The 18,551-nt window shown below is 68.6% G+C and carries 14 protein-coding genes and 1 pseudogene; 8 read left to right on the top strand and 7 right to left on the bottom strand.

The window, feature by feature from the left end:
* The first annotated feature begins 682 nt into the window (after nucleotides 1-682).
* The 4 genes from GTW51_RS13530 (at nucleotide 683) to GTW51_RS13515 (ending at nucleotide 3,220) form a co-directional block, all read left to right on the top strand.
* Nucleotides 683-1,711, top strand: a complete 1,029-nt coding sequence (locus tag GTW51_RS13530) for a fatty acid desaturase (protein ID WP_246233093.1) — start codon at nucleotides 683-685, stop codon at nucleotides 1,709-1,711.
* Nucleotides 1,712-1,799: 88 nt separating this feature from the next.
* On the top strand, nucleotides 1,800-2,480 hold the full coding sequence (locus tag GTW51_RS13525) for a DMT family transporter (protein WP_163044473.1): 681 nt from the start codon (nucleotides 1,800-1,802) through the stop codon (nucleotides 2,478-2,480).
* Nucleotides 2,456-2,749 (top strand): hypothetical protein, encoded by a 294-nt coding sequence (locus GTW51_RS13520; RefSeq protein ID WP_163044472.1) that lies wholly within the window; start codon nucleotides 2,456-2,458, stop codon nucleotides 2,747-2,749. Before GTW51_RS13525 ends, GTW51_RS13520 begins: the two co-directional genes overlap by 25 nt.
* Before the next feature lie 84 nt (nucleotides 2,750-2,833).
* Nucleotides 2,834-3,220, top strand: a complete 387-nt coding sequence (locus GTW51_RS13515; protein WP_163044471.1) for an ester cyclase — start codon at nucleotides 2,834-2,836, stop codon at nucleotides 3,218-3,220.
* An 8-nt stretch (nucleotides 3,221-3,228) separates the two neighbouring features.
* Here the strand turns inward: GTW51_RS13515 and GTW51_RS13510 are convergent, their stop codons facing one another.
* Nucleotides 3,229-4,305, bottom strand: coding sequence for a helix-turn-helix domain-containing protein (locus tag GTW51_RS13510; protein WP_163044470.1), 1,077 nt, complete (start codon nucleotides 4,303-4,305; stop codon nucleotides 3,229-3,231).
* A 144-nt stretch (nucleotides 4,306-4,449) separates the two neighbouring features.
* Between GTW51_RS13510 and GTW51_RS13505 the strand changes: the two genes are divergently transcribed.
* From GTW51_RS13505 to GTW51_RS13495, 3 genes are all read left to right on the top strand, one after another.
* On the top strand, nucleotides 4,450-5,154 hold the full coding sequence (locus GTW51_RS13505; protein ID WP_163044469.1) for a hypothetical protein: 705 nt from the start codon (nucleotides 4,450-4,452) through the stop codon (nucleotides 5,152-5,154).
* Between the two features lie 182 nt (nucleotides 5,155-5,336).
* Nucleotides 5,337-7,700 (top strand): bifunctional diguanylate cyclase/phosphodiesterase, encoded by a 2,364-nt coding sequence (locus tag GTW51_RS13500; RefSeq protein ID WP_163044468.1) that lies wholly within the window; start codon nucleotides 5,337-5,339, stop codon nucleotides 7,698-7,700.
* Nucleotides 7,697-8,152 (top strand): BLUF domain-containing protein, encoded by a 456-nt coding sequence (locus tag GTW51_RS13495; protein WP_163044467.1) that lies wholly within the window; start codon nucleotides 7,697-7,699, stop codon nucleotides 8,150-8,152. Before GTW51_RS13500 ends, GTW51_RS13495 begins: the two co-directional genes overlap by 4 nt.
* Nucleotides 8,153-8,168: 16 nt before the next feature.
* Here GTW51_RS13495 and GTW51_RS13490 read toward each other — a convergent pair whose 3' ends face one another.
* Nucleotides 8,169-8,882, bottom strand: a complete 714-nt coding sequence (locus GTW51_RS13490) for a DNA helicase (RefSeq protein ID WP_163044466.1) — start codon at nucleotides 8,880-8,882, stop codon at nucleotides 8,169-8,171.
* A 374-nt stretch (nucleotides 8,883-9,256) separates the two neighbouring features.
* Between GTW51_RS13490 and GTW51_RS13485 the strand changes: the two genes are divergently transcribed.
* On the top strand, nucleotides 9,257-10,600 hold the full coding sequence (locus GTW51_RS13485; protein WP_163044465.1) for an OprO/OprP family phosphate-selective porin: 1,344 nt from the start codon (nucleotides 9,257-9,259) through the stop codon (nucleotides 10,598-10,600).
* A gap of 73 nt (nucleotides 10,601-10,673) precedes the next feature.
* On the opposite strand, the pseudogene GTW51_RS13480 reads toward GTW51_RS13485, so the two are convergent.
* The 5 genes and pseudogenes from GTW51_RS13480 to GTW51_RS13460 form a co-directional block, all read right to left on the bottom strand.
* Nucleotides 10,674-11,673: pseudogene (locus tag GTW51_RS13480) on the bottom strand (sensor histidine kinase).
* 460 nt (nucleotides 11,674-12,133) lie between these two features.
* Nucleotides 12,134-12,523 (bottom strand): endonuclease domain-containing protein, encoded by a 390-nt coding sequence (locus GTW51_RS13475; RefSeq protein ID WP_163044464.1) that lies wholly within the window; start codon nucleotides 12,521-12,523, stop codon nucleotides 12,134-12,136.
* 429 nt (nucleotides 12,524-12,952) lie between these two features.
* Nucleotides 12,953-13,561, bottom strand: a complete 609-nt coding sequence (cobO, locus tag GTW51_RS13470; protein WP_203566080.1) for a cob(I)yrinic acid a,c-diamide adenosyltransferase — start codon at nucleotides 13,559-13,561, stop codon at nucleotides 12,953-12,955.
* Between the two features lie 52 nt (nucleotides 13,562-13,613).
* Nucleotides 13,614-14,045: a GNAT family N-acetyltransferase gene (locus GTW51_RS13465; protein ID WP_163044462.1), complete on the bottom strand. Its 432-nt coding sequence runs from the start codon at nucleotides 14,043-14,045 to the stop codon at nucleotides 13,614-13,616.
* A gap of 15 nt (nucleotides 14,046-14,060) precedes the next feature.
* Nucleotides 14,061-18,545 carry a cobaltochelatase subunit CobN gene (locus GTW51_RS13460; protein WP_163044461.1) on the bottom strand — a complete coding sequence of 1,495 codons (4,485 nt, stop codon included), beginning with the start codon at nucleotides 18,543-18,545 and terminating at the stop codon, nucleotides 14,061-14,063.
* Nucleotides 18,546-18,551: the final 6 nt, after the last annotated feature.

The raw sequence follows: 18,551 nt of genomic DNA, 5'->3' as shown, positions 1-18,551 counted from the left end.
CATCTGAGATGATCCACCCTCTCTCCCCTTGAGGGAGAGAAAGCCTTTTCGCGATCTTGGGCCGAGGCTTGCCGAGGACCCAAGTCGCAGAAAAGGCAAGAGAGGGGTGCGGGAGCGTCGACGGCGGACGCTTCGGGCGGCGGAGAAGAATACCCCTCTCTTGCGATTTCTATCGTTTAGCGCCTTCGGCACTAAGCCGATGAAATCGCTTTCTCCCCCTCAAGGGGGGAGAGGGGGCCCGGGCGACCGCCGTTTGCGAGGCGTCAGCGCCAAGCCGCCCTCTCTCCCCTTGAGGGAAAGAAAGCCTTTTCGCGGTCTTGGGCCGAGGCTTGCCGAGGACCCAAGTCGCAGAAAAGGCAAGAGAGGGGTGCGGGAGCATTAATGACGGACAGGGCGCTGCGGCATGCGGCCGCAGCGCTCTCCGATCATCCCGGGCGAGCCGGCAGCGATCCCCTTCCCTGCCGGCCGACTGGCGCTTTGCCCTTTTCGTTCACGTCAGCGACATGTCGATTGTGTATTCGTTGCGGGAACATAGCGCTGCGTCCGCGGTTATCCCTTTTGCATGGCGAGCGTCGGTCAGGCGCCAACGCAGGAAGTGCACCTTACCAAACTGTGACTATCGACCCCGCACCGAGGATGCTACTGCGCCCCGGTATCTTCTCTTCATGGCATGGACACCACCTTGGCCTCGATCGACACTACCAGGGCAGTTCCTGCCGCCACCAAACCACTTCCGTGGACCCGCGTCCTCGCCGGGTACCGCAAGCCCGATACGCGCCGCAGCGCGATCGAGATCGCGATCACGATCATCCCCTTCGTCATTCTCTGGGCGCTGGCAGCCTTCGCCTTCGTCAACGGCCATTACTGGGGCCTGATCCTGACGGTGCCCGCCGCCGGCCTCCTGGTCCGGCTATTCATGTTGCAGCACGATTGCGGCCACGGCGCCCTGTTCGCCCGTCGCAGCGCCAATGACTGGACCGGCCGGCTGCTCGGCGTCCTGACCCTGACGCCCTACGACTACTGGCGCCGCACCCATGCCGTGCATCACGCGACCACCGGCAATCTCGACCAGCGCGGCATCGGCGACGTCGATACGCTGACCGTCGGCGAGTACAAGGCGCTTTCCTGGTGGGGCCGCGCCCGCTACCGGCTCTATCGCCATCCCGTCGTGATGTTCGGCGTCGGCCCGGCCTATCTGTTCGTCTGCCAGTACCGCCTGCCGATCGGCCTGATGCGCGGCGGCATCCAGCCCTGGACGTCGACGCTGGCGACCAATCTCGGCATCGCGATCATCGCGGCGTCGCTGATCTGGACCGTCGGCCTCGTGCCGTTCCTCGCCGTGCAGCTGCCGATCACGCTGATGGCGGCGACGCTGGGCGTCTGGCTGTTCTACGTGCAGCACCAGTTCGAGGAGACGCACTGGTCGGAAGGCGAGGAGTGGAATTTCCAGCACGCCGCCCTGCACGGCTCGTCGCATTACGACCTGCCGGCGGTGCTGCGCTGGTTCACCGGCAATATCGGCATCCACCACGTGCATCACCTGTCGAGCACGGTGCCGTTCTACCGGCTGCCCGAAGTCCTCAAGAACCACCCGGAACTGCGCGACATCGGCCGCATCACGCTCTGGGAAAGCCTCGCCTGCGTCAAGCTCGTGCTCTGGGACGAGAAGGCCAAGCGGCTGGTCTCCTTCCGGGAAGCCGCCGTCGCCTGAAAACTGACGAACGGAGCGTCAGGTCCTTCAAGCCTTGACGCTCCGTCGCGCATGATACGTCTCTGCCGAAAACGGCAGGAGACGACGGATGCAGAGGATTCGAACCAGCCAGCTCGGCCTGGGCATCGGCCTCATCCTCCTGTCGGTGTTCCTGCTTTCCGGCGCCGACGCGGTGGTCAAGGCCGTCTCGGCCGACTTCCCGCTCTGGCAGATCTATGTCGCCCGCTCGCTGTTCGCCGTGCCGATCCTGCTGGGGCTTCTGGTGCCGGACGGCATCGGCAGGGCGTCCGGCATGCTGCGGCCCTGGGCGCTTCTGCGCAGTCTGTTGCTGACTGCCATGTGGATCGCCTACTACGCGGCGCTTCCGCACATGAACCTTTCACTCGCCGCGACCGCCCTCTACACCACGCCGCTGTTCATCGCCGCGCTGTCGACCTTCCTGACCGGAGACCGGATCGGGTGGCGGGGTCTCGCCGGCATCGCGATCGGCTTTCTCGGCGTCCTCGTGATCCTGCGCCCGACCGGCGCCGATTTCTCCGCCTGGATGCTGCTGCCGATCCTCGCGGCGCTCTTCTACGCGCTCGCCGCCATGGTCACCTCGATGCGCTGCGCCGACGAGAGCGCCCGGGTGCTGGCGCTGTCGCTGCACGGGTGCCTGCTGGCGACGGGCGTGGCCGCGGGATCGTTGCGGCATTGCTTCCGGAGCCCGCGGCCAACCCGTTCCTTTTCGGCCCATGGGCGCCGATGCATGGCGCCGACTGGCTGCTGATGCTCGCGCTTGGCTGCGCCATGGTGGTCGTCGCGATCGGCGTGGCACGAGCCTACCAGTCCGCGCCGCCGGCCATCATCGGCACGTTCGACTACGCCTATCTGCTGTTTGCCGCCCTGTGGGGCGTCACCGCCTTCGGCGAGCGCCTCGACGCGCTCGCCTTCCTGGGCATGGGGCTGATCATCGCCGCCGGGATTCTCGTCCTGTCCGGGCCGCGCCGAGCCGCGCGCACTGCCACAGAGCCGGCGGAGCGGCCGCAGGGCACCTAGAGCCGAAAGGCATATCCAGCCATCGACTGCGCCGGCCACTCCCAGCTCAAGCGGCCGCAGACCATTCCCGAGGAGACCCGCCTTATGACCCCCGAGCAGCTTGCCGCGCTCTACCAAACCTATCTCGACTGCCTCAACCGCCAGGACTGGGCGGCGCTCGGGCAGCATGTCGACGACGCGGTCACGCACAACGGCCGTCCCTTCGGGCTCGCCGGCTATCGGGACATGCTCGAGAAGGATTTCGCGGCCATTCCGGATCTTCGCTTCACGGCGGAAATGCTGGTCTGCGAGCCGCCGCGCCTTGCCGCCCGCCTCGCCTTCGACTGTACGCCGAAGGGGGAATTCCTCGGCCTTGCCGTCGACGGGCGTCGTTTGAGCTTCGCTGAGAACGTCTTCTACGAATTCGCCGGCTCGAAGATCGTCTCGGTCTGGTCGATCGTGGACAAGGCCGCCATCGAGGCGCAGCTTTGAACGGCCCGTCAGCGCGACACCGGCCGAAGCTGCGCAGGACCAGCGGTTCCGCTCACTGAGCCAGTTCCGCGTTCTCGATGCTGCTGCCGCCAGGCCGTCGGGTTGAGCCCGGTCACCCGCAGGAACTCCCGGTTGAAGTTCGACTTCGTGAGGAAGCCGGCATCGAACATGATCTTTGTGACCGGCTCGTCGGCTTCCGCCAGGAGTTGGCAGGCGGACTTCACCCGGTAGTCGTTGACGTATTGCGAGACGCTCATGCCGAAGCTGCGGTTGACCGCCCGGGACACATCCCGCGCCGGAAGCTTCAGCCGGCGGGCGATGCGGCCCAGATTGAGCTCGGTGTCGCGAAAGGCCTCGCTGTCCCGCATCAGCGCCTCGATCGCCGCGGCGACCGCTCGGTCTTCCGGCGTCGGCCGACTATCGGGTTCGATCGGCGCAGAGCGGCCGGTCGGTTCTTCCGCCACCGAACTGGCGCCGGCGATCGAGGCGGCATAACCGAGGACGAGTAAGGCGAGGACGTTCGCCACCGAGATCACCGCGCCGGAATGCGCGCCGCCATTCCATGCAAGATCCGCGCTGACGAGAATATCGATGATGGCCGAGCCGAGCAGCGCCAGGCCGGTGACCTGCAGCGCCCGATGGGAGCGCAGGGCGCCGTCGAGGCGGGACGCGACGAGCCCGTCGGGGCCGAGACGGGCGAGCCACAGCAGCGCGACGCCGTAGAAGAGAAATACCGCGATGATCAGCAGCCCGACCGGATCCGGCCAGGCCAGCATCAGGCCGACGACGGCGATGGCCGGCAGGCAATGCGGCCAGAAGCGCCGCAGCGTGGTTGTCCGTCCTTCTTCGGCGAGGCTCCGGAAACTCAGCCACGCCAGTGGCGCGATCAGCGTCGCCAGCAGTGCCATCAGCGGCCGCACCTCCCGTAGATCGTAGCCCCAGCGCAGTCCGATCAGCACCGACTGCACCGCATAGGCCGCGATCAGCAGGAGGAAGAGCCTCGGCGCGTCGCCCCGCCGCAGCGATTGCGCAAGGATCGTGACCAGAAGGACCGACACGACGAAAGGCAACGGCACAAAGATCATGATCGGACGAGGTCACCCGGGTGAAGGTTGCGCAAGCTTGACCTTTTTCCCGACGGAGGTCGACCCTGATCAGGATCGAGGTCGCCGGCAGCGCGGCGCTTTGCTCCCATCGCGAGAGCCAACCGCGAAGACAGGAGCCTCGCCATGAAAACCGCCCTCACCATTGCCGTCCTCCTTGCCGCCACGCCCTTCGCCCTCGCCGGGGACGATGGCCGCCAGAGCCTCGACGTCTCGAGCGTCACCGCGATCGCGGTCACCGGCGATGCCAGCGTGATCGACCTGAAAACCGCTCCCGACGGGCCCTTCGTGGCGACGCTTGCCGGACGGCGCACCGGCTGGTTCGCCCGCTGGTATTCGAGCTGGTCCACCGCAGACTGCCGGCCGTCGAGCCGCATGCGCCTCGACGGCACGACCCTCGTCGTCGACGTCACCTCGTCGTCCTGGTTCGACCTGTCCGACTGCACGGTGGAACTGATCGCCACCGTCCGGCCGCAGGCGTCGGTCTCCGTGGCGCAGGCAGCCTCGCAGGTGAAGCTGACCGGTGATTTCTCCACCGTCACGCTGGACAACGAGGCGGCGGATTTCGCACTGGACGGGCATGCGGCGGAAATCGCGCTGAAGAGCAAGGCGCTCCGCTCGCATCTCACCTTCGACAAGACACGGCAGAGCGAGACCGTCAGCATCGACGCCGAGGCGCTGGACGTCGACCTCGCCTTCGTCGCCGGAACCGCGATCAGCTATACGGTGACGGCCGCCGCCTCGATGGTCGACAGCGCTCTGGCGAACACGCCGGGGGCGAAACCCGCGATCGACATAAGGGGACAGTTCGTCCGGGCGTCGATCCGGTAAGCTCGAGCAGCTTCGCTGCCGGCGGGCGACATTCGCCACTTGTCGAGGCCCGCGGCGCGCTTCTGCCCGATCGGCTGGATCGCATTCCGGCTCCTCAGGCGGCATGCCGCACAATTGCTCGCTCGACTAACCGATTCCTCGCGGGAAGTGCTACAGCGTCGGCAGGGCCAAGGAGGCTTTGCATGCAGACGGTTCTGACCTGTCTTCAGGAACTGCACGACCCGCGTCTGCTGACGCTGGCGGGTTTCGTCTGCCTCGTCGGCGTCTATGCCTCCTTCTCCATCGCCCAGCATGCCGGCCGCTCCAAGGGCACCCATCAGCGCAACTGGGTCGTCGTCAGCATCGTCGCGGCGGGTTGCACGGCCTGGGCGACGCACATGATCGCGCTGCTGGCCTTCCGGCCAGGCATGCCGGCGGCGTTCGAGCCGGTCCTGATGACCCTGTCGCTGCTCGCCGCGATCGTCGGCATCGCCCTCGGCATGCTGATGTCGATCGGCCGGCGTGGCCGGCTGCGGCGGTTCCGCGCCGGCGTGGTGATCGGCCTCGGGATCGTCGCGTTGCATTACATCGGCCAGGCCTCCTACGTCGTCCGGGGACACGTCGCCTTCGATCCTGGCATGGTCGCGGGATCGATCGCCGTCAGCCTGATCGTCTTCGGCGCGGCGGTCGTCGTCGCCGGCGAGCGCAGCCAGGGCCTGCGGCCCCTCGGCGTGCCGCTGCTGATCCTCGCCATCGCCTTGCTGCACATCGGCGGCATGTCGGCGCTGCAGCTGACGTTCGACCCGCTTGTCGCCCTGCCGGCCCATTCGCTCTCGCCGGCGGTCGTCGCGCCCATCGTCGGCGCCGTCGCATTCAGCCTGGTCGTCCTCGCGCTGTTCGGGCTGCGCTTCGCCATCGCGGCGGCGGCGCGCCATCGCCGCGACCGGCAGCGGCTGCACGAACTCGCCAACATCGCCCTCGAGGGCCTAACCATCTGCGATGACGGGGTGATCGTGACGGCCAACGACAGCCTCGCCAAGCTGTCGGGCTACACGGCCGGCGACCTCGTCGGGCGCCCGGTCGCCGAGTTGCTGCCGGATCTCGCCATCGCCGACCTGGCGGACCGTGAGGAAGTCGAGGCAAGCCTTCACGGCGCCAACGGCGTCGTCGTGCCGGTCCGGGTGCTGCAGAGCGTGGTGACGCTCGGCACAAGGCCGCAGACCGTCCTCGCCTTCCGCGACCAGCGCGAGCGGTTGCGGACGGAATCACGGCTGCGCAAGCTCGCCTTCTTCGACCCGCTCACCGGCCTGCCGAACCGCCCGCGCTTCGTCGACCTCTTGGATGAGCGGGCGAAGACCTGCCGCCATGACCGCCGGCCCTTCGCCGTCCTCGCGATCGACATCGACCGTTTCAAATGGGTCAACGACACGCTCGGCCATGTCGTCGGCGACGCGCTTTTGCGCCGCGTCGGCTCGCGGCTCGGCGCCGTCGCCAAAGGGGCGAGCCTCGCCGGACGGCTCGGCGCCGACGAATTCGCGCTGCTCGTCGAGGGCGGCGCGGGCAGCGCCGAGGCGGCCGTCCGGGACGTCGTCGAGCTGTTGTCCCGTCCCTTCCTCATCGACGGCCGCGCCATCGACATCACCGCCAGCGTCGGCATCGTCATCGCCCCCGAGGACGGCGCCGATGCCGAGGCGCTGACGCACAATGCTGATCTCGCGCTGTCGGGCGCCAAGGGAGATGGCGGCAATCGCCATCGCTTCTTCGAGCCGGCGATGAACGAGGAGGCGCGGCAGCGCCAGATCCTCGAAACCGAGCTGCGGCAGGTGCTGGCGCGCGGCGAACTCGTCGCCCACTACCAGCCGCAGACCGATCCGCGGACCGGGTTGTTCCAGGGGGCCGAGGCGCTGGTGCGCTGGAACCACCCCGAGCGGGGCATGGTGCCGCCCGATCACTTCATTCCGCTGGCCGAGGAGATCGGCCTGATCGGCGCTGTCGGCGAATGGGTGCTGCACACGGCCTGCACCGAGGCCTGCAACTGGGCCGACGACCTCTCGGTCGCCGTCAACCTCTCGCCGATGCAGCTGCGCGACCGCAACCTCGCGGCGACGGTGCTGGCCATCGTCGAGGCCTCGGGGCTAGCCGCCCACCGGCTGGAGCTCGAGATCACCGAAAGCGCCATCATCGCCGACGACGAGACGACCTACGGCAATCTGCGCACGCTGCAGGCGGCCGGCATCCGCATCTCGATGGACGATTTCGGCACCGGCTATTCCTCGCTCAGCTATCTGCGGCGCTTCCCCTTCGACAAGCTGAAGATCGACCGTTCCTTCGTCCAGAACATTCCCGAGGATCGCGACAGCGTCGCCATCGTGGAGGCCGTCGCGATGCTCGGCCGCCGGCTCGGCATGACCGTGACGATGGAGGGCGTCGAGACCGAGGCGCAGCGCGCCTTCGCGGCGACGCAGGGCTGCGACCAGATCCAGGGCTACCTGATCAGCCGGCCTGTTCCCGCGGCGGTCATCCGGGCGATGTTCTCCGTGACGCTGCCGCACGGGCTGACGGCATGAACACGCTCCACCGGCTGCTCTACCGCAGCGAGGCGTCGATCGCCGGCTCGCGCCAGACCGTCGACGCCGTCGTCGACGGCATCGTCGCGGCCGCGCGGGAGGCCAACGCCGCCGCCGGCATTACCGGATCGCTGGTGTTCTCCTCCGGCATCTTCGTCCAGGCGCTGGAAGGCCCGCTAGCGCCGCTCGAAGCCATATTCGAGCGCATCTGCCACGATCTGCGTCACCGGCAAATGCAGCTCCTTGCCATGCACACAGCGAGCGAGCGGGCCTTTCCCGACTGGTCGATGGCGCGCAGCTTTGCGCCGATGGACCTCACCGGTCTCGGCACCGAATCCGACGTCCGCCTCCACCGCGCCAGCGCCGCCGAGGCGATCCGCGCGATGCGCGGCGCCATCCTCACCGGCACGGTCCAGGACCTGTACCCGCCCGCCCGCCCGGAAGGGCGCTGAGAAGCACCCGAAAGCCTCAGGCGATGGCCTGCCATCGGACGGCTCCGCCGTGCAGGAAGCAGGCTTTCGAGAAGCTGCCGAGATCGACCGCGTTGGGCAGGCGGATGTCGCCGATGCCCGGCATGGGGCTGCGTTCGGGGTCGAAGGATCGGTCGATCTGCGCGATGAACGCCAGTATGGCCCCACTCTCGCGGGAGAAGCCAGCGAGAGTGCGTATCTGGTCCGACAGCGCCGGCTTCTGCCGCTGCTGGTCGAGAATCTGCAGATAGTCGACGACGGCGACGGTGCCCGCGGGCGACCCGGCGAGATGTTGGACGATGGTGTCCGCGCAGATGTCATCGGCGGCGACGATCTCCAGCCTGTCTCCGACGCCCCCGCCGCCAGCCTCCAGCGATCCGATGCGCGCCCGCGTCTCGCGGTCGGAGTATTCGAGGGTGAAGAACACGGCCCGCCTGCCCTCGCGCGCCGCATCGATCAGCAGCTGCAGGCCGGCCAAGGTCTTGCCGTGGCCCGGGCGCCCCCCGAGCAGCAGGAGATCGCCATCCGACAGCTGCGACAGCATGGGCTTTTCCGGCGGATCGGCCGCCAGTCGGGACGCCAGCAGGCTCCAGGTCGCAAAGCCCTCATCGCGGGCAACTCGATCCAGCGCTTCGGCGAGCGTGATCGTCTCGTTGCGGGCAAGGAGCCTTGCCCGGCGTTTCAGCTGGTAGACAGGCGCGGATAGTCGCATCACCAAACCTCCATCACGAGCCGGACACGCAACCCCTCCTTATGCGGACGCTCGAACGGATGGTTCGACGGCGATCGTTGCCCCGTACGTGCAGTACTTCCCCGGATCGGAGGGAGGCGGCGCGGGCCGAGCCGTTGCGCGAAGGCTAGCGCAGCGGCGAGACCCGGACAAGGCGACGATGGCTGCTGGCGACGGCACCACGGTCATTTCTGCCGATCCCTCGCCGTCCCCTCGTCCCGCGACCGGTGATGCTGCCGCGAGGCAACACCGGCTCGTTTAAACGCGCCGTTCGGGCTGAGATGCGCCCACGACGGCTCTCCGCAGCCGAGGCCGTGGCATAAAGGCTGCGACGGAAGCCGGACGAGGGACGCACGATGGGGACACGAGGCCGGACGCCTGCGGCAGCAGTCTTCGCGCTTGCCGGGCTGCTTGCCTGCAGCGACGCGCAGGCGCAGGGCGGCGTCGCGTTCGAGCGGCAAGGCGTGCCCGAACTCCTCGTCCGCGACGGCTCGGGCGAGACGGTGTTCTCGATCCGGCCGACGGGGCGCGTCTATCTCGACGCCGTCGGCGCCGACGGGCGGGTTCTGGCACCCGGATCGTCGCTGGGCGGGATCTCGCTCGATCCGGCGGACGATCCCTATCCCTCGGACGATGTCGACCTGTCCGGCGGGCGCATCGGCGTCGACGGCGTCCTGTTGCGCGACATCGACTACGAATTCGAGCTCGATTTCAGCGGCGAGGAATGGACGGTCACCAACGCTTATCTCGCCTATGGCGGCGATCTCCTGCCGTTTTCGGTCTCGCTGGGCCAGTTCAAGCCTCCGACATCGCTCGCCGAGCAGACGAGTTCGCGCTTCACCACTTTCGCCGAGCGGCCGATGTTCACCGATGCCTTCGGCTTCGAGCGGCGGCTGGGGGTGGGCATCGACCGCGACGGCGAGAACTACAGCCTTGCCGCCGGCATCTTCCGCAACAACGTCAACCAGGACGGGCCGGAAGACGGACTGCTGGTGGCCGGCCGCGCGACCTGGGCGCCGGTCTACAACGGCGATACGGACGACATCGCCCCGACAGCGCTGCGCGCCGTCCATCTCGGCGCCTCGGCCTTCTACCGCAAGACCGGCGAGGCCGATGAAGTCTACGATTTCTACGGCGGCAACGTCACGGGGCCGCTGCCAACCGTCTTCGGCACGCGGCCGTTCCGCGGCGACAGCGACGTCTTCCTCGGGCTCGAGGCAGCGATGGTACGCGGGCCGTTCTCGATGCAGGCCGAATACGGCGTCGACCTGGTCCGGGCCGATTCGTCGCTGATGGGCGACGGGCCCGCCGGCCGTGCCGACGATCCGGTGTTCCACGGCGGCTACCTGGAGGCGAGCTATTTCGTCACCCGGAACGCGGCGCGGAACTACCAGGCCGGCACCGGCGATTTCGGCCGGCCGATCCTCGCCGAGGGCGCATCCTTCCTCGACGGCGGCTGGGGCGCGCTGGAGATCGCCGGCCGCCTCGACTATCTGAACCTCGACAGCGGCGGCCTGGCGGGCGGCGAGATCGTCGCTTATGGCCTCGGCGTCAACTGGTGGACGAGCCGTTACAGCCGCCTCGTCGTCGACTATTTCCGCACCGAGATCGACGGCGCCACGGACGTGTCGTTCGGCGAGGGCCTGCCGGCGGGCAACAGCGTCGACACGCTGCTGGCGCGCGTCCAGGTCGACTTTTAGGGGGCGCGGCGGTCGCCGGCTGGTGCACCGTGCTCCTGCGGCCGGTCGCTCATCGCCCCGATACGGCGCCGACCTAGATCGCCAGGCGCTCGCCGTTCAGCGCCAGCTTGACGACGACGCCCTCGTCGGACCAGTCGTACTCGATCGTGCCGCCGAGTTGGCCGGCGACGCTGCGCCGCACCAGCTTCGAGCCGTAGCCCTCGGCGCTTTCCGGCGCTTCCGCGGACGGGCCGCCCCGCTCGGTCCAGACCAGGGTGACCTCCTCCTCGTCGGTGCTGCCGGAGAGGTCGAGAATGCCGGTATCGGTCGACAGGGCGCCGTATTTCAGCGAATTGGTGGCGAGCTCGTGGATGATCAGCGACAGCGTCGTCGCGGCCTTCTCGCCGACGCCCATGCGCGGCACCGCGACGCGGATGCGGCCGCTGAAGGCGCCGAGATCCTCGTAGGGCGCCAGCAGCACCGACAGGAGGTCGCCGAGCAGCGCCGCCGTGCCCTGGCCGCTCGCCAGCGGGCGCACCAGGTCGTGGGCGCGGCCCAAGGCCGCCAGCCGGCCGGTCAGCTCCTTGGCCATTTCCTCGGCCGTCGTCGTCGAGCGCGAGGTGATGGTGGTGAGGCCGGAGGCGATGGCGAGAAGGTTCTTGACCCGGTGGCTCATCTCGCCGGCGAGCAGCTCGTGGCCCTCCTCGGCCTGCTTGCGCCCGGTGACGTCGAGGAAGATGCCGAACATCTGGCCGTTGTGCAGCGCCGCGTCGTCGCCGAGGCCGCGCGCCGAGATCCAGCGGATCTCCTCGCCCACCATGATACGGAAATCGATCTCGTAGGGCCCGACGATGCCGCGCGTCGCGGTGAAGGCGGCGCACCCGGTCGCGATCGGCCGGATGGATATGCGCCGACAGGTCCTCGAACCGGACCTGGCCGACCGCGTCCAGCCCCCAGAGCTCGAAGGCCCGCTTGTCCATGGCGAAATGGTCGTCCGCCACCGTCCACGACCACAGCGCCACCCCCGCCGCGTGGATGGCGCGGCGCAGGTTTTCCGGCTTGGACAAGGGATGGTGCGGATCGCTGAAGGGCATGGGGCACTGCTCACTACGGGGATGGAGCGCTTCTACCGCGTCTTGCCGAGCTGCGCGCGTTTTTCTTGGCGGGCCGTTACGGAAGGAAGCGCGCCCCTCTCTCCCCTTGAGGGGAAGAAAGCGATTTCATCGGCTTAGTGCCGAAGGCGCCAAGCGATAGAAATTGCAAGAGAGGGGTATGCTTCTCCGCGACGCGCCCCGCCCGCCATTAACGCACCCTCACCCCTCTCTTGCCTTTTCTGCGACTTGGCCCTCGGCACGCCTCGGGCCAAGACCGCGAAAAGGCTCTCTCTCCCTCAAGGGGAGAGAGAGTGGCTTAGCGCCGACGCTTCCGCAAACATCAATCGCCCAGGCTCCCCTCTCCCCCCTTGAGGGGGAGAAAGCGATTTCATCGGCTTAGTGCCGAAGGCGCTAAACGATAGAAATCGCAAGAGAGGGGTGACCGCGCAGCCGCCTACGCCTACGCCTCCGCGCCCCTTCCTACCCGCTCCCGTGCGACCGCAAGAACCCTGCCCGCCACCGCATCGATGTCGGCTAGCACTGCCTCATTGTCGAACCGCAGGATCAGATACCCGGCCTCGGCAAATGCGACATCGCGCCTGGCGTCTTTCGCCGCGCCCTCCGGCGTTCCCCCATGCTGCCACCCGTCCAGCTCGACCACCAGCCGCGCTTCCGCGCAGACGAAATCGGCGATGAAGCCCAGCATCGGCAACTGGCGCCGAAACTTCAGACCCCCGAGCCTTCCCGCGCGGACAAGATGCCAAAACCGGCGCTCGGCCTCCGTCGGGTCGGCCCGCATGGCCCTGGCAAAACGTCGGTGTCGGGACGGAACGAGACGATGCGGCGACATGATGCGCAGACCGAAGATTTGGTCGCCGAACCTACGCCGCATCTCGCATTCGCTGCAACCGTCGCCCTCTCCCCCCTTGAGGGGGAGAAAGCGATTTCATCGACTTGGGGCCGAAGGCGCTAAACGATAGAAATCGCAAGAGAGGGGTATGCTTCTCCGCCGCCGTCCGCCCCGCCCGCCAGCAACGCTCCCGCACCCCTCTCTTGCCTTTTCTGCGACTTGGTCCTCGGCAAGCCTCGGCCCAAGACCGCGAAAAGGCTTTCTCTCCCTCAAGGGGAGAGAGGTGGATCATCGCTGACGCCTCGCAAACGGCGGTTGCCCGGGCGCCCCTCTCCCCCCTTGAGGGGGAGAAAGCGATTTCATCGGCTTAGCGCCGTAGGTGCTAAACGATAGAAATCGCAAGAGAGGGGTATTCTTCGCCGCGGCCCCCTAAAACTCGATCCCCCGCTGCGCCTTCACCCCCGACCGGAACGGGTGCTTGATCATTTCCATCTCGGTGACGAGGTCGGCGATCTCGATCAGCTCGTCCTTGGCGTTGCGGCCAGTGACGACGACGTGCTTCATCGCCGGCTTGCCCTTCAGGAACTCGACCACCTCGGCGATGTCGAGATAGTCGTAGCGCAGGACGATGTTGAGCTCGTCGAGCAGCACCAGGTCGTGCTCCTCGTCCATGATCAGCGCCTTGGCGCGGTCCCAGGCGGCGCGGGCGGCGGCGATGTCGCGCTGGCGGTCCTGGGTTTCCCAGGTGAAGCCGTCGCCCATCGCGGTCATCGTCACCTGGTCGGGGAATTTCTCCAGCACCTTGCGCTCGCCGGTCTCCCACTTGCCCTTCACGAACTGCACGATGGCGACCTTCATGCCGTTGCCGAGGGCCCGGAAGACCAGGCCGAAGGCGGCGGTGGACTTGCCCTTGCCCTTGCCGGTGTGGACGATCAGCAGGCCCTTCTCGACCGTCTTGGTGGCGAGGATCTTGTCGCGCGCCGCCTTCTTCTTCTTCATCTTCTCGGCGTGGCGGGCGTCGAGCTCGGCCTCGCTCATGCCGTCGGTGATGCGGGTGCGTTCGGTCTCGCTCATGAAGTCCCTCCCCTGTTCAGTCGGAAGCCGGTGCGAGCTGCTTGGCGAAGAAGATCCGCTCTTCGCCCTTCGGATAGTTCGGCAGGCGCCCGAAGACGGCGTAGCCCATCTTTTCGTAAAAGCCCGGCGACTGGAAGGAATAGGTGTCGACCCAGGCGCCGGTGCAGCCCGCCGCCGCCGCGACGGCTTCGGCCTCCTTGAGCAGCGCCCGGCCGAGACCCTGGCCGCGCCAGCGCTCCGGCACGGCGAGGATCTCGACATGCATCCAGTCCCAGTAGAGCTGGGCGATCAGCCCGCCGTCGATGCCGTGCTCGTCGGTCAGCGCCAGCGTCAGATGGTGCGGCGAGAAGCTGAAACGCTTGACGGTCGCGGCCTCGGCGAAGGGCGCGGTGATCGCGGCGCGGCGGTCGCCGTCCAGCCCTTCGATCCGCTCGATGCGTACGGTCACGTCTAGCCTGTCTGCTCACGAAGGAGCGCTCTGGAGCGTTGCCGCCACCGAGTTCGAGCGCGGTTTCCACAGGCCCCGGTCGATGGCTTCGGCGAACCTGTCGCACAGGTCGCGGAAGGCATGCGGATTATGGTCCTGCAGGAATGCCCGCACCCGTTCGTCGATGACGAAGGCGCGATAGGCCGCCTCGAAGTGATGGTCGCGGACGGCGCCCGTGGTGGCGGCGAAGGCGAACATGTAGTCGACGGTGGCGGCGATCTCGAAGGCCCCCTTGTAGCCGTGGCGCATGACGCCGGCAATCCATTTCGGATTGACCACCCGCGCCCTGACGACCCGGCCGATCTCCTCCTCCAGCGTGCGGACCACCGGCCGCTCGGGGCGCGAATGGTCGTTGTGGTAGACGACCGGCCGCCGGCCGGAGACATGCTCCACCGCCGCGGTCATGCCCCCCTCGAACTGGTAGTAGTCGTCGCTGTCGAGCAGATCGTGCTCGCGGTTGTCCTGGTTCTGCACGACGGCTTCGACGGTCGCGAGCCGCGCCTCGAAGCCCTGCCGGTCGGCCTCGCCCTCCGTGCCGGCGCCGTAGGCATACGAGCCCCAGACGAGATAACTCTCGGCAAGATCTGCCTTGTCGGTCCAGCCCTTCTCGTCGATCAGCGCCTGCAGCCCCGCCCCGTAGGCGCCGGGCATCGAGCCGAAGACCCGGAAGCCGGCGCGCCGCGCGGCTTCGGGTTCGGGCACGCCCGAGGCGACCAGCGCCGCGCGCTCTTCCGCCATGCGGGAAGCGACGGGGTTTTCCTCGGCCGGCTCCTCCAGCGCGCCGACCGCCCGCGCCGCCCGGTCGAACAGCGCGATCTGGTCGGGGAAGGCGTCGCGGAAGAAGCCGGAAATGCGCAAGGTGACGTCGACACGCGGGCGGCCGAGTTCGGCCAGCGTGATGATTTCGTAGCCGGTGACGCGCCGCGAGGCGCGATCCCAGACGGGCCTCGCGCCGATCAGCGCGAAGGCCTGGGCGATGTCGTCGCCGCCGGTGCGCATGTTCGACGTGCCCCAGGCGGTGATGCCGATCGACCGCGGCCAGTCGCCATTGTCCTGCAGATGGCGCGTGACAAGCAGCTCCGCCGAACGGCGGCCGAGATCCCAGGCGGCCTCGGTCGGCACGGCTCTGGTGTCGACGGAGTAGAAATTGCGGCCGGTGGGCAAGACGTCCGGCCGCCCGCGCGTCGGCGCGCCGGAGGGACCGGGCGCGACGAAGCTTCCGGCGAGCCCCGCGAGCAGCCCGGCGATCTCGGCGGGACCGGAGCTCGTGACGGCGGGGCGCAGCCGCGCGTCGATCTCGGCAAGGACGGCAGTGGTGGCGGTCCAGTGGTGCTCGGGCGTGGTGTCGCCGGCGACGAGGCTTGCGGCCAGCAGTTCGAGGCGCTCGACCGTGTCGCCGTTGCTGCGCCAGGGGTCGGGGGACAGGGCTTGCAGGAGGGGTGGACGGGGGCCGGTCCATGCGGCGGCCATGTCGCAGTCGAGCGGGTCGAAGGGGATGGTGCTGCCCTGGTCATGATCGATCTCCCCCCTTGTGGGGGAGATGCCGGCAGGCAGAGGGGGGTGGGCTTCGCTGGCCTGCTCGGCCGGGACGGCCAGTTTACTAGCCGCAGCGCGTTTAGTCGGTTGCTCGGATCGGCTGAGGTTGGCGGGTGCCATACCCCCCTCTGTCCTGCCGGACATCTCCCCCACAAGGGGGGAGATCGGCTTGTTGCCGGCCTCAGCGCTTTTGGTCTGCTGCTCGGCGGACGAGGCAAACCCACAGTCCTCGCCCCCTTCGATCTTCCCCCTTGTGGCGGGGTCCGAAGGACGGGACGAGACGCGTGGCTCGTCCCCAAAGCCGGCAGGCAGAGGGGGGTAAGGCGCACCACCGCGCTCTGACGTCGTACGAGACAGCACATCCGCCGCCAGCGCCCGGTGCAGCGAAGCATCCGCCGCCGAAATCCCGCGCGGCAGGCGGGCGAGTGCCACGACGAGGTCGGTCAGCAGCCTGCCCTCCGGTGCCAGGCCGAAGACGTGCAGCCCGTCGCGGATCTGCATTTCCTTGAGGTCGCAGAGATAGGCGTCGAGCTTCGCCAGCGCCGCCGCCGCGCCGTCGTCGATCCCGATGCCGGCGTCGTGGTCGAGGCCGATGTCGCGGACGAGGTCGAGGATGCGGCCCTTCAGCAGCTCGAGGCGGCGCGGGTCGCTGCCGGCGGCCTGGTAGTATTCGTCGACAAGGGCCTCGAGATCCTTGAGCGGGCCATAGCTCTCGGCGCGGGTCAAGGGCGGCGTCAGGTGGTCGATGATCACCGCCGAGGCGCGGCGCTTGGCCTGCGTCCCCTCGCCCGGATCGTTGACGATGAACGGGTAAAGATGCGGCAGCGGTCCCAGCACCGCCTCCGGCCAGCATTCGGCCGACAGCGCCAGCGCCTTGCCGGGCAGCCATTCGAGATTGCCGTGCTTGCCCATGTGGACGATGGCGTCGGCGCCGTACTCGGTCCGCAGGAAGGCATAGAGCGCGAGGTAATTGTGCGGCGGCACGAGGTCGGGGGAGTGGTAGGTCTCCTTCGGGTCGATATTGTAGCCGCGCGCCGGCTGGATGCCGACGAGCGTCTCGCCGAAGCGCGCCAGCGGCAGCGCGAAGGCGAGGCCCTGCGGGCGCTCGACCACGGAGGGATCGTTCTCGGGATCGCCCCAGCGGGCGGTGGCTGCGTCCTGCAGGGGTTGCGGCAGCGTCGCGAAGAACCGGCGGTAGGCACCCAGCGACAGCGTCTCGCGGATCGTCCGCGCCACGGTGCCGGCATTGGTCGGCCCGGCCATCAGATGGTCGATCAGCGCGTCGCCGTTCGCGGGGATGCCCGAGACGGCGTAGCCGGCGTCCGCCATGGCGCGCAGCAACTCGATCGTGCCGGCCGGCGTGTCCAGCCCGACGCCGTTGCCGAGCCGGCCGTCGCGGTTGGGGTAGTTGGCGAGGAGGATCGCGACGCGCCGCTCCGCCGCTGCCTTGCCGCGCAGCCTTGCCCAGCGCGCCGCGAGCTCGGCGACGAAGGCGATCCGGTCGGGCAGCGCGCGATGGGCGACGATGTCGGTCTCGGTCAGCGCGTCCCAGTCGCCCGCCGACTTGAAGGCGATGGCGCGGCTCAGCACCCTTCCGTCGACTTCGGGGAGCGCGACGTTCATCGCCAGGTCCCGCGCCGACAGGCCCTGCGGCGAAGCCTGCCAGGACTCGCGCGAGCCGCTGGCGAGCACCGCCTGCAACACCACCGCGCCCTGCTCCTCCAGCACCGTCGGCACCCGCTCGCCGCCGGGCGAGGAGACGGCGAAACCGGTGAGGTTGATCACCACGGCCGGCGCCCGGCGGGCGAACAGCGCCCGCAGCGTCGCCACCGAGACCGGATCCTTGAGGCTGGAGATAAACACCGGCAAGACGTCGAGCCCGCGTTCGGCGAGCGCCCGCGCCAGCGCTTCCACCGGTTCGGTCTGCCCGCTCTGCGCCAGCGCCCGGTAGCAGACGATGGCCGCGAGGGGTTTTTCGGGGGCAGCGTTCTGCGCTCGATCTGGGGCGTGAGGCGCGTCCTGCGCCACTTCGACAGCTTTGAAGGACGTACCCCCCTCTGGGCTGCCGCCCATCTCCCCCACAAGGGGGGAGATCAGCTCATCGCGGGGCTCGGCATCTTCGACGTCAGGCTCGGCGGCTGAGGCAAACCCGCTGGCCTCACCACCGTCGATCTCCCCCCTTGTGGGGGAGATGCCGGCAGGCAGAGGGGGGTGGGCGTCGCTGGCCGGTTCGGCTGGAGCGGCTGGCATGCCGCCCTCCTTGCGCTCGAGTACTTCCTTCGTTGAACTGAGGTCGGCGGAGGACGTACCCTCCTCTGTCCTGCCGGACATCTCCCCCACAAGGGGGGAGATCGGCCAGTCGCCGACGCCAGATGCGGCCCCGAGTTCCAGCACCCCGGCCTTCAGCAGCGGCTGGGCGTCCGCCGGCGCTTCCCCGCCATCGAGCAGCGAGCGCAGCGACAGGAGGAAATTGTCGGCGTTGGCGGCACCTCCCTCGACGAGATAGGCCCAGAGCCGGTCGCGGATCACCGGCGACACGGTCGAATAGCGGTCGAGGCCGGGGTCCAGCTTGTCGTCGCCGGGCAGCACGACGAGCTGGCCGCCCGTCGCCTGCGCGTTGGCGAGCAGCGCGTCGAGGCCGTAGGGCCAGTAGGCGGCGCCGCCGAGCAGGCGCACGACGACCAGCTTGGCGTGGCGGAGGGTGCGCTCGACATGGACGTCGACCGACATCGGGTGCTTCAGCCGCAGGAGATTGGCGAGCCGGAGCGAGGGCGCCGCGTCGCCGAGGCGCCGTGCGGCGAAGGCGAGGCCGGCGATCTCGGTGTCGGCCGCCGACAGGACGACGACGTCGGCCGGCGACTGGCCGAGATCGATCGCCTCGCCGCCGTCGTCGATCGTGCCCTGTTGGGCAAGGAGAAGGTGCAAGAGCTG

The organism is Aurantimonas aggregata, from assembly GCF_010500835.1.
Lineage (GTDB): Bacteria > Pseudomonadota > Alphaproteobacteria > Rhizobiales > Rhizobiaceae > Aurantimonas > Aurantimonas aggregata.
The sequence above is the reverse complement of the archived record's forward strand: the minus strand, read 5'-3'. Positions and strand labels throughout refer to the sequence as shown.

Coding starts and splice junctions, on each gene's coding strand:
- GTW51_RS13525 (WP_163044473.1), top strand. CDS start 1,800: ATGCAGAGGATTCGAACCAGCCAGCTCGGCCTGGGCATCGGCCTCATC.
- GTW51_RS13520 (WP_163044472.1), top strand. CDS start 2,456: ATGCATGGCGCCGACTGGCTGCTGATGCTCGCGCTTGGCTGCGCCATG.
- GTW51_RS13515 (WP_163044471.1), top strand. CDS start 2,834: ATGACCCCCGAGCAGCTTGCCGCGCTCTACCAAACCTATCTCGACTGC.
- GTW51_RS13510 (WP_163044470.1), bottom strand. CDS start 4,305: ATGATCTTTGTGCCGTTGCCTTTCGTCGTGTCGGTCCTTCTGGTCACG.
- GTW51_RS13505 (WP_163044469.1), top strand. CDS start 4,450: ATGAAAACCGCCCTCACCATTGCCGTCCTCCTTGCCGCCACGCCCTTC.
- GTW51_RS13500 (WP_163044468.1), top strand. CDS start 5,337: ATGCAGACGGTTCTGACCTGTCTTCAGGAACTGCACGACCCGCGTCTG.
- GTW51_RS13495 (WP_163044467.1), top strand. CDS start 7,697: ATGAACACGCTCCACCGGCTGCTCTACCGCAGCGAGGCGTCGATCGCC.
- GTW51_RS13490 (WP_163044466.1), bottom strand. CDS start 8,882: ATGCGACTATCCGCGCCTGTCTACCAGCTGAAACGCCGGGCAAGGCTC.
- GTW51_RS13485 (WP_163044465.1), top strand. CDS start 9,257: ATGGGGACACGAGGCCGGACGCCTGCGGCAGCAGTCTTCGCGCTTGCC.
- GTW51_RS13475 (WP_163044464.1), bottom strand. CDS start 12,523: ATGTCGCCGCATCGTCTCGTTCCGTCCCGACACCGACGTTTTGCCAGG.
- cobO (WP_203566080.1), bottom strand. CDS start 13,561: ATGAGCGAGGCCGAGCTCGACGCCCGCCACGCCGAGAAGATGAAGAAG.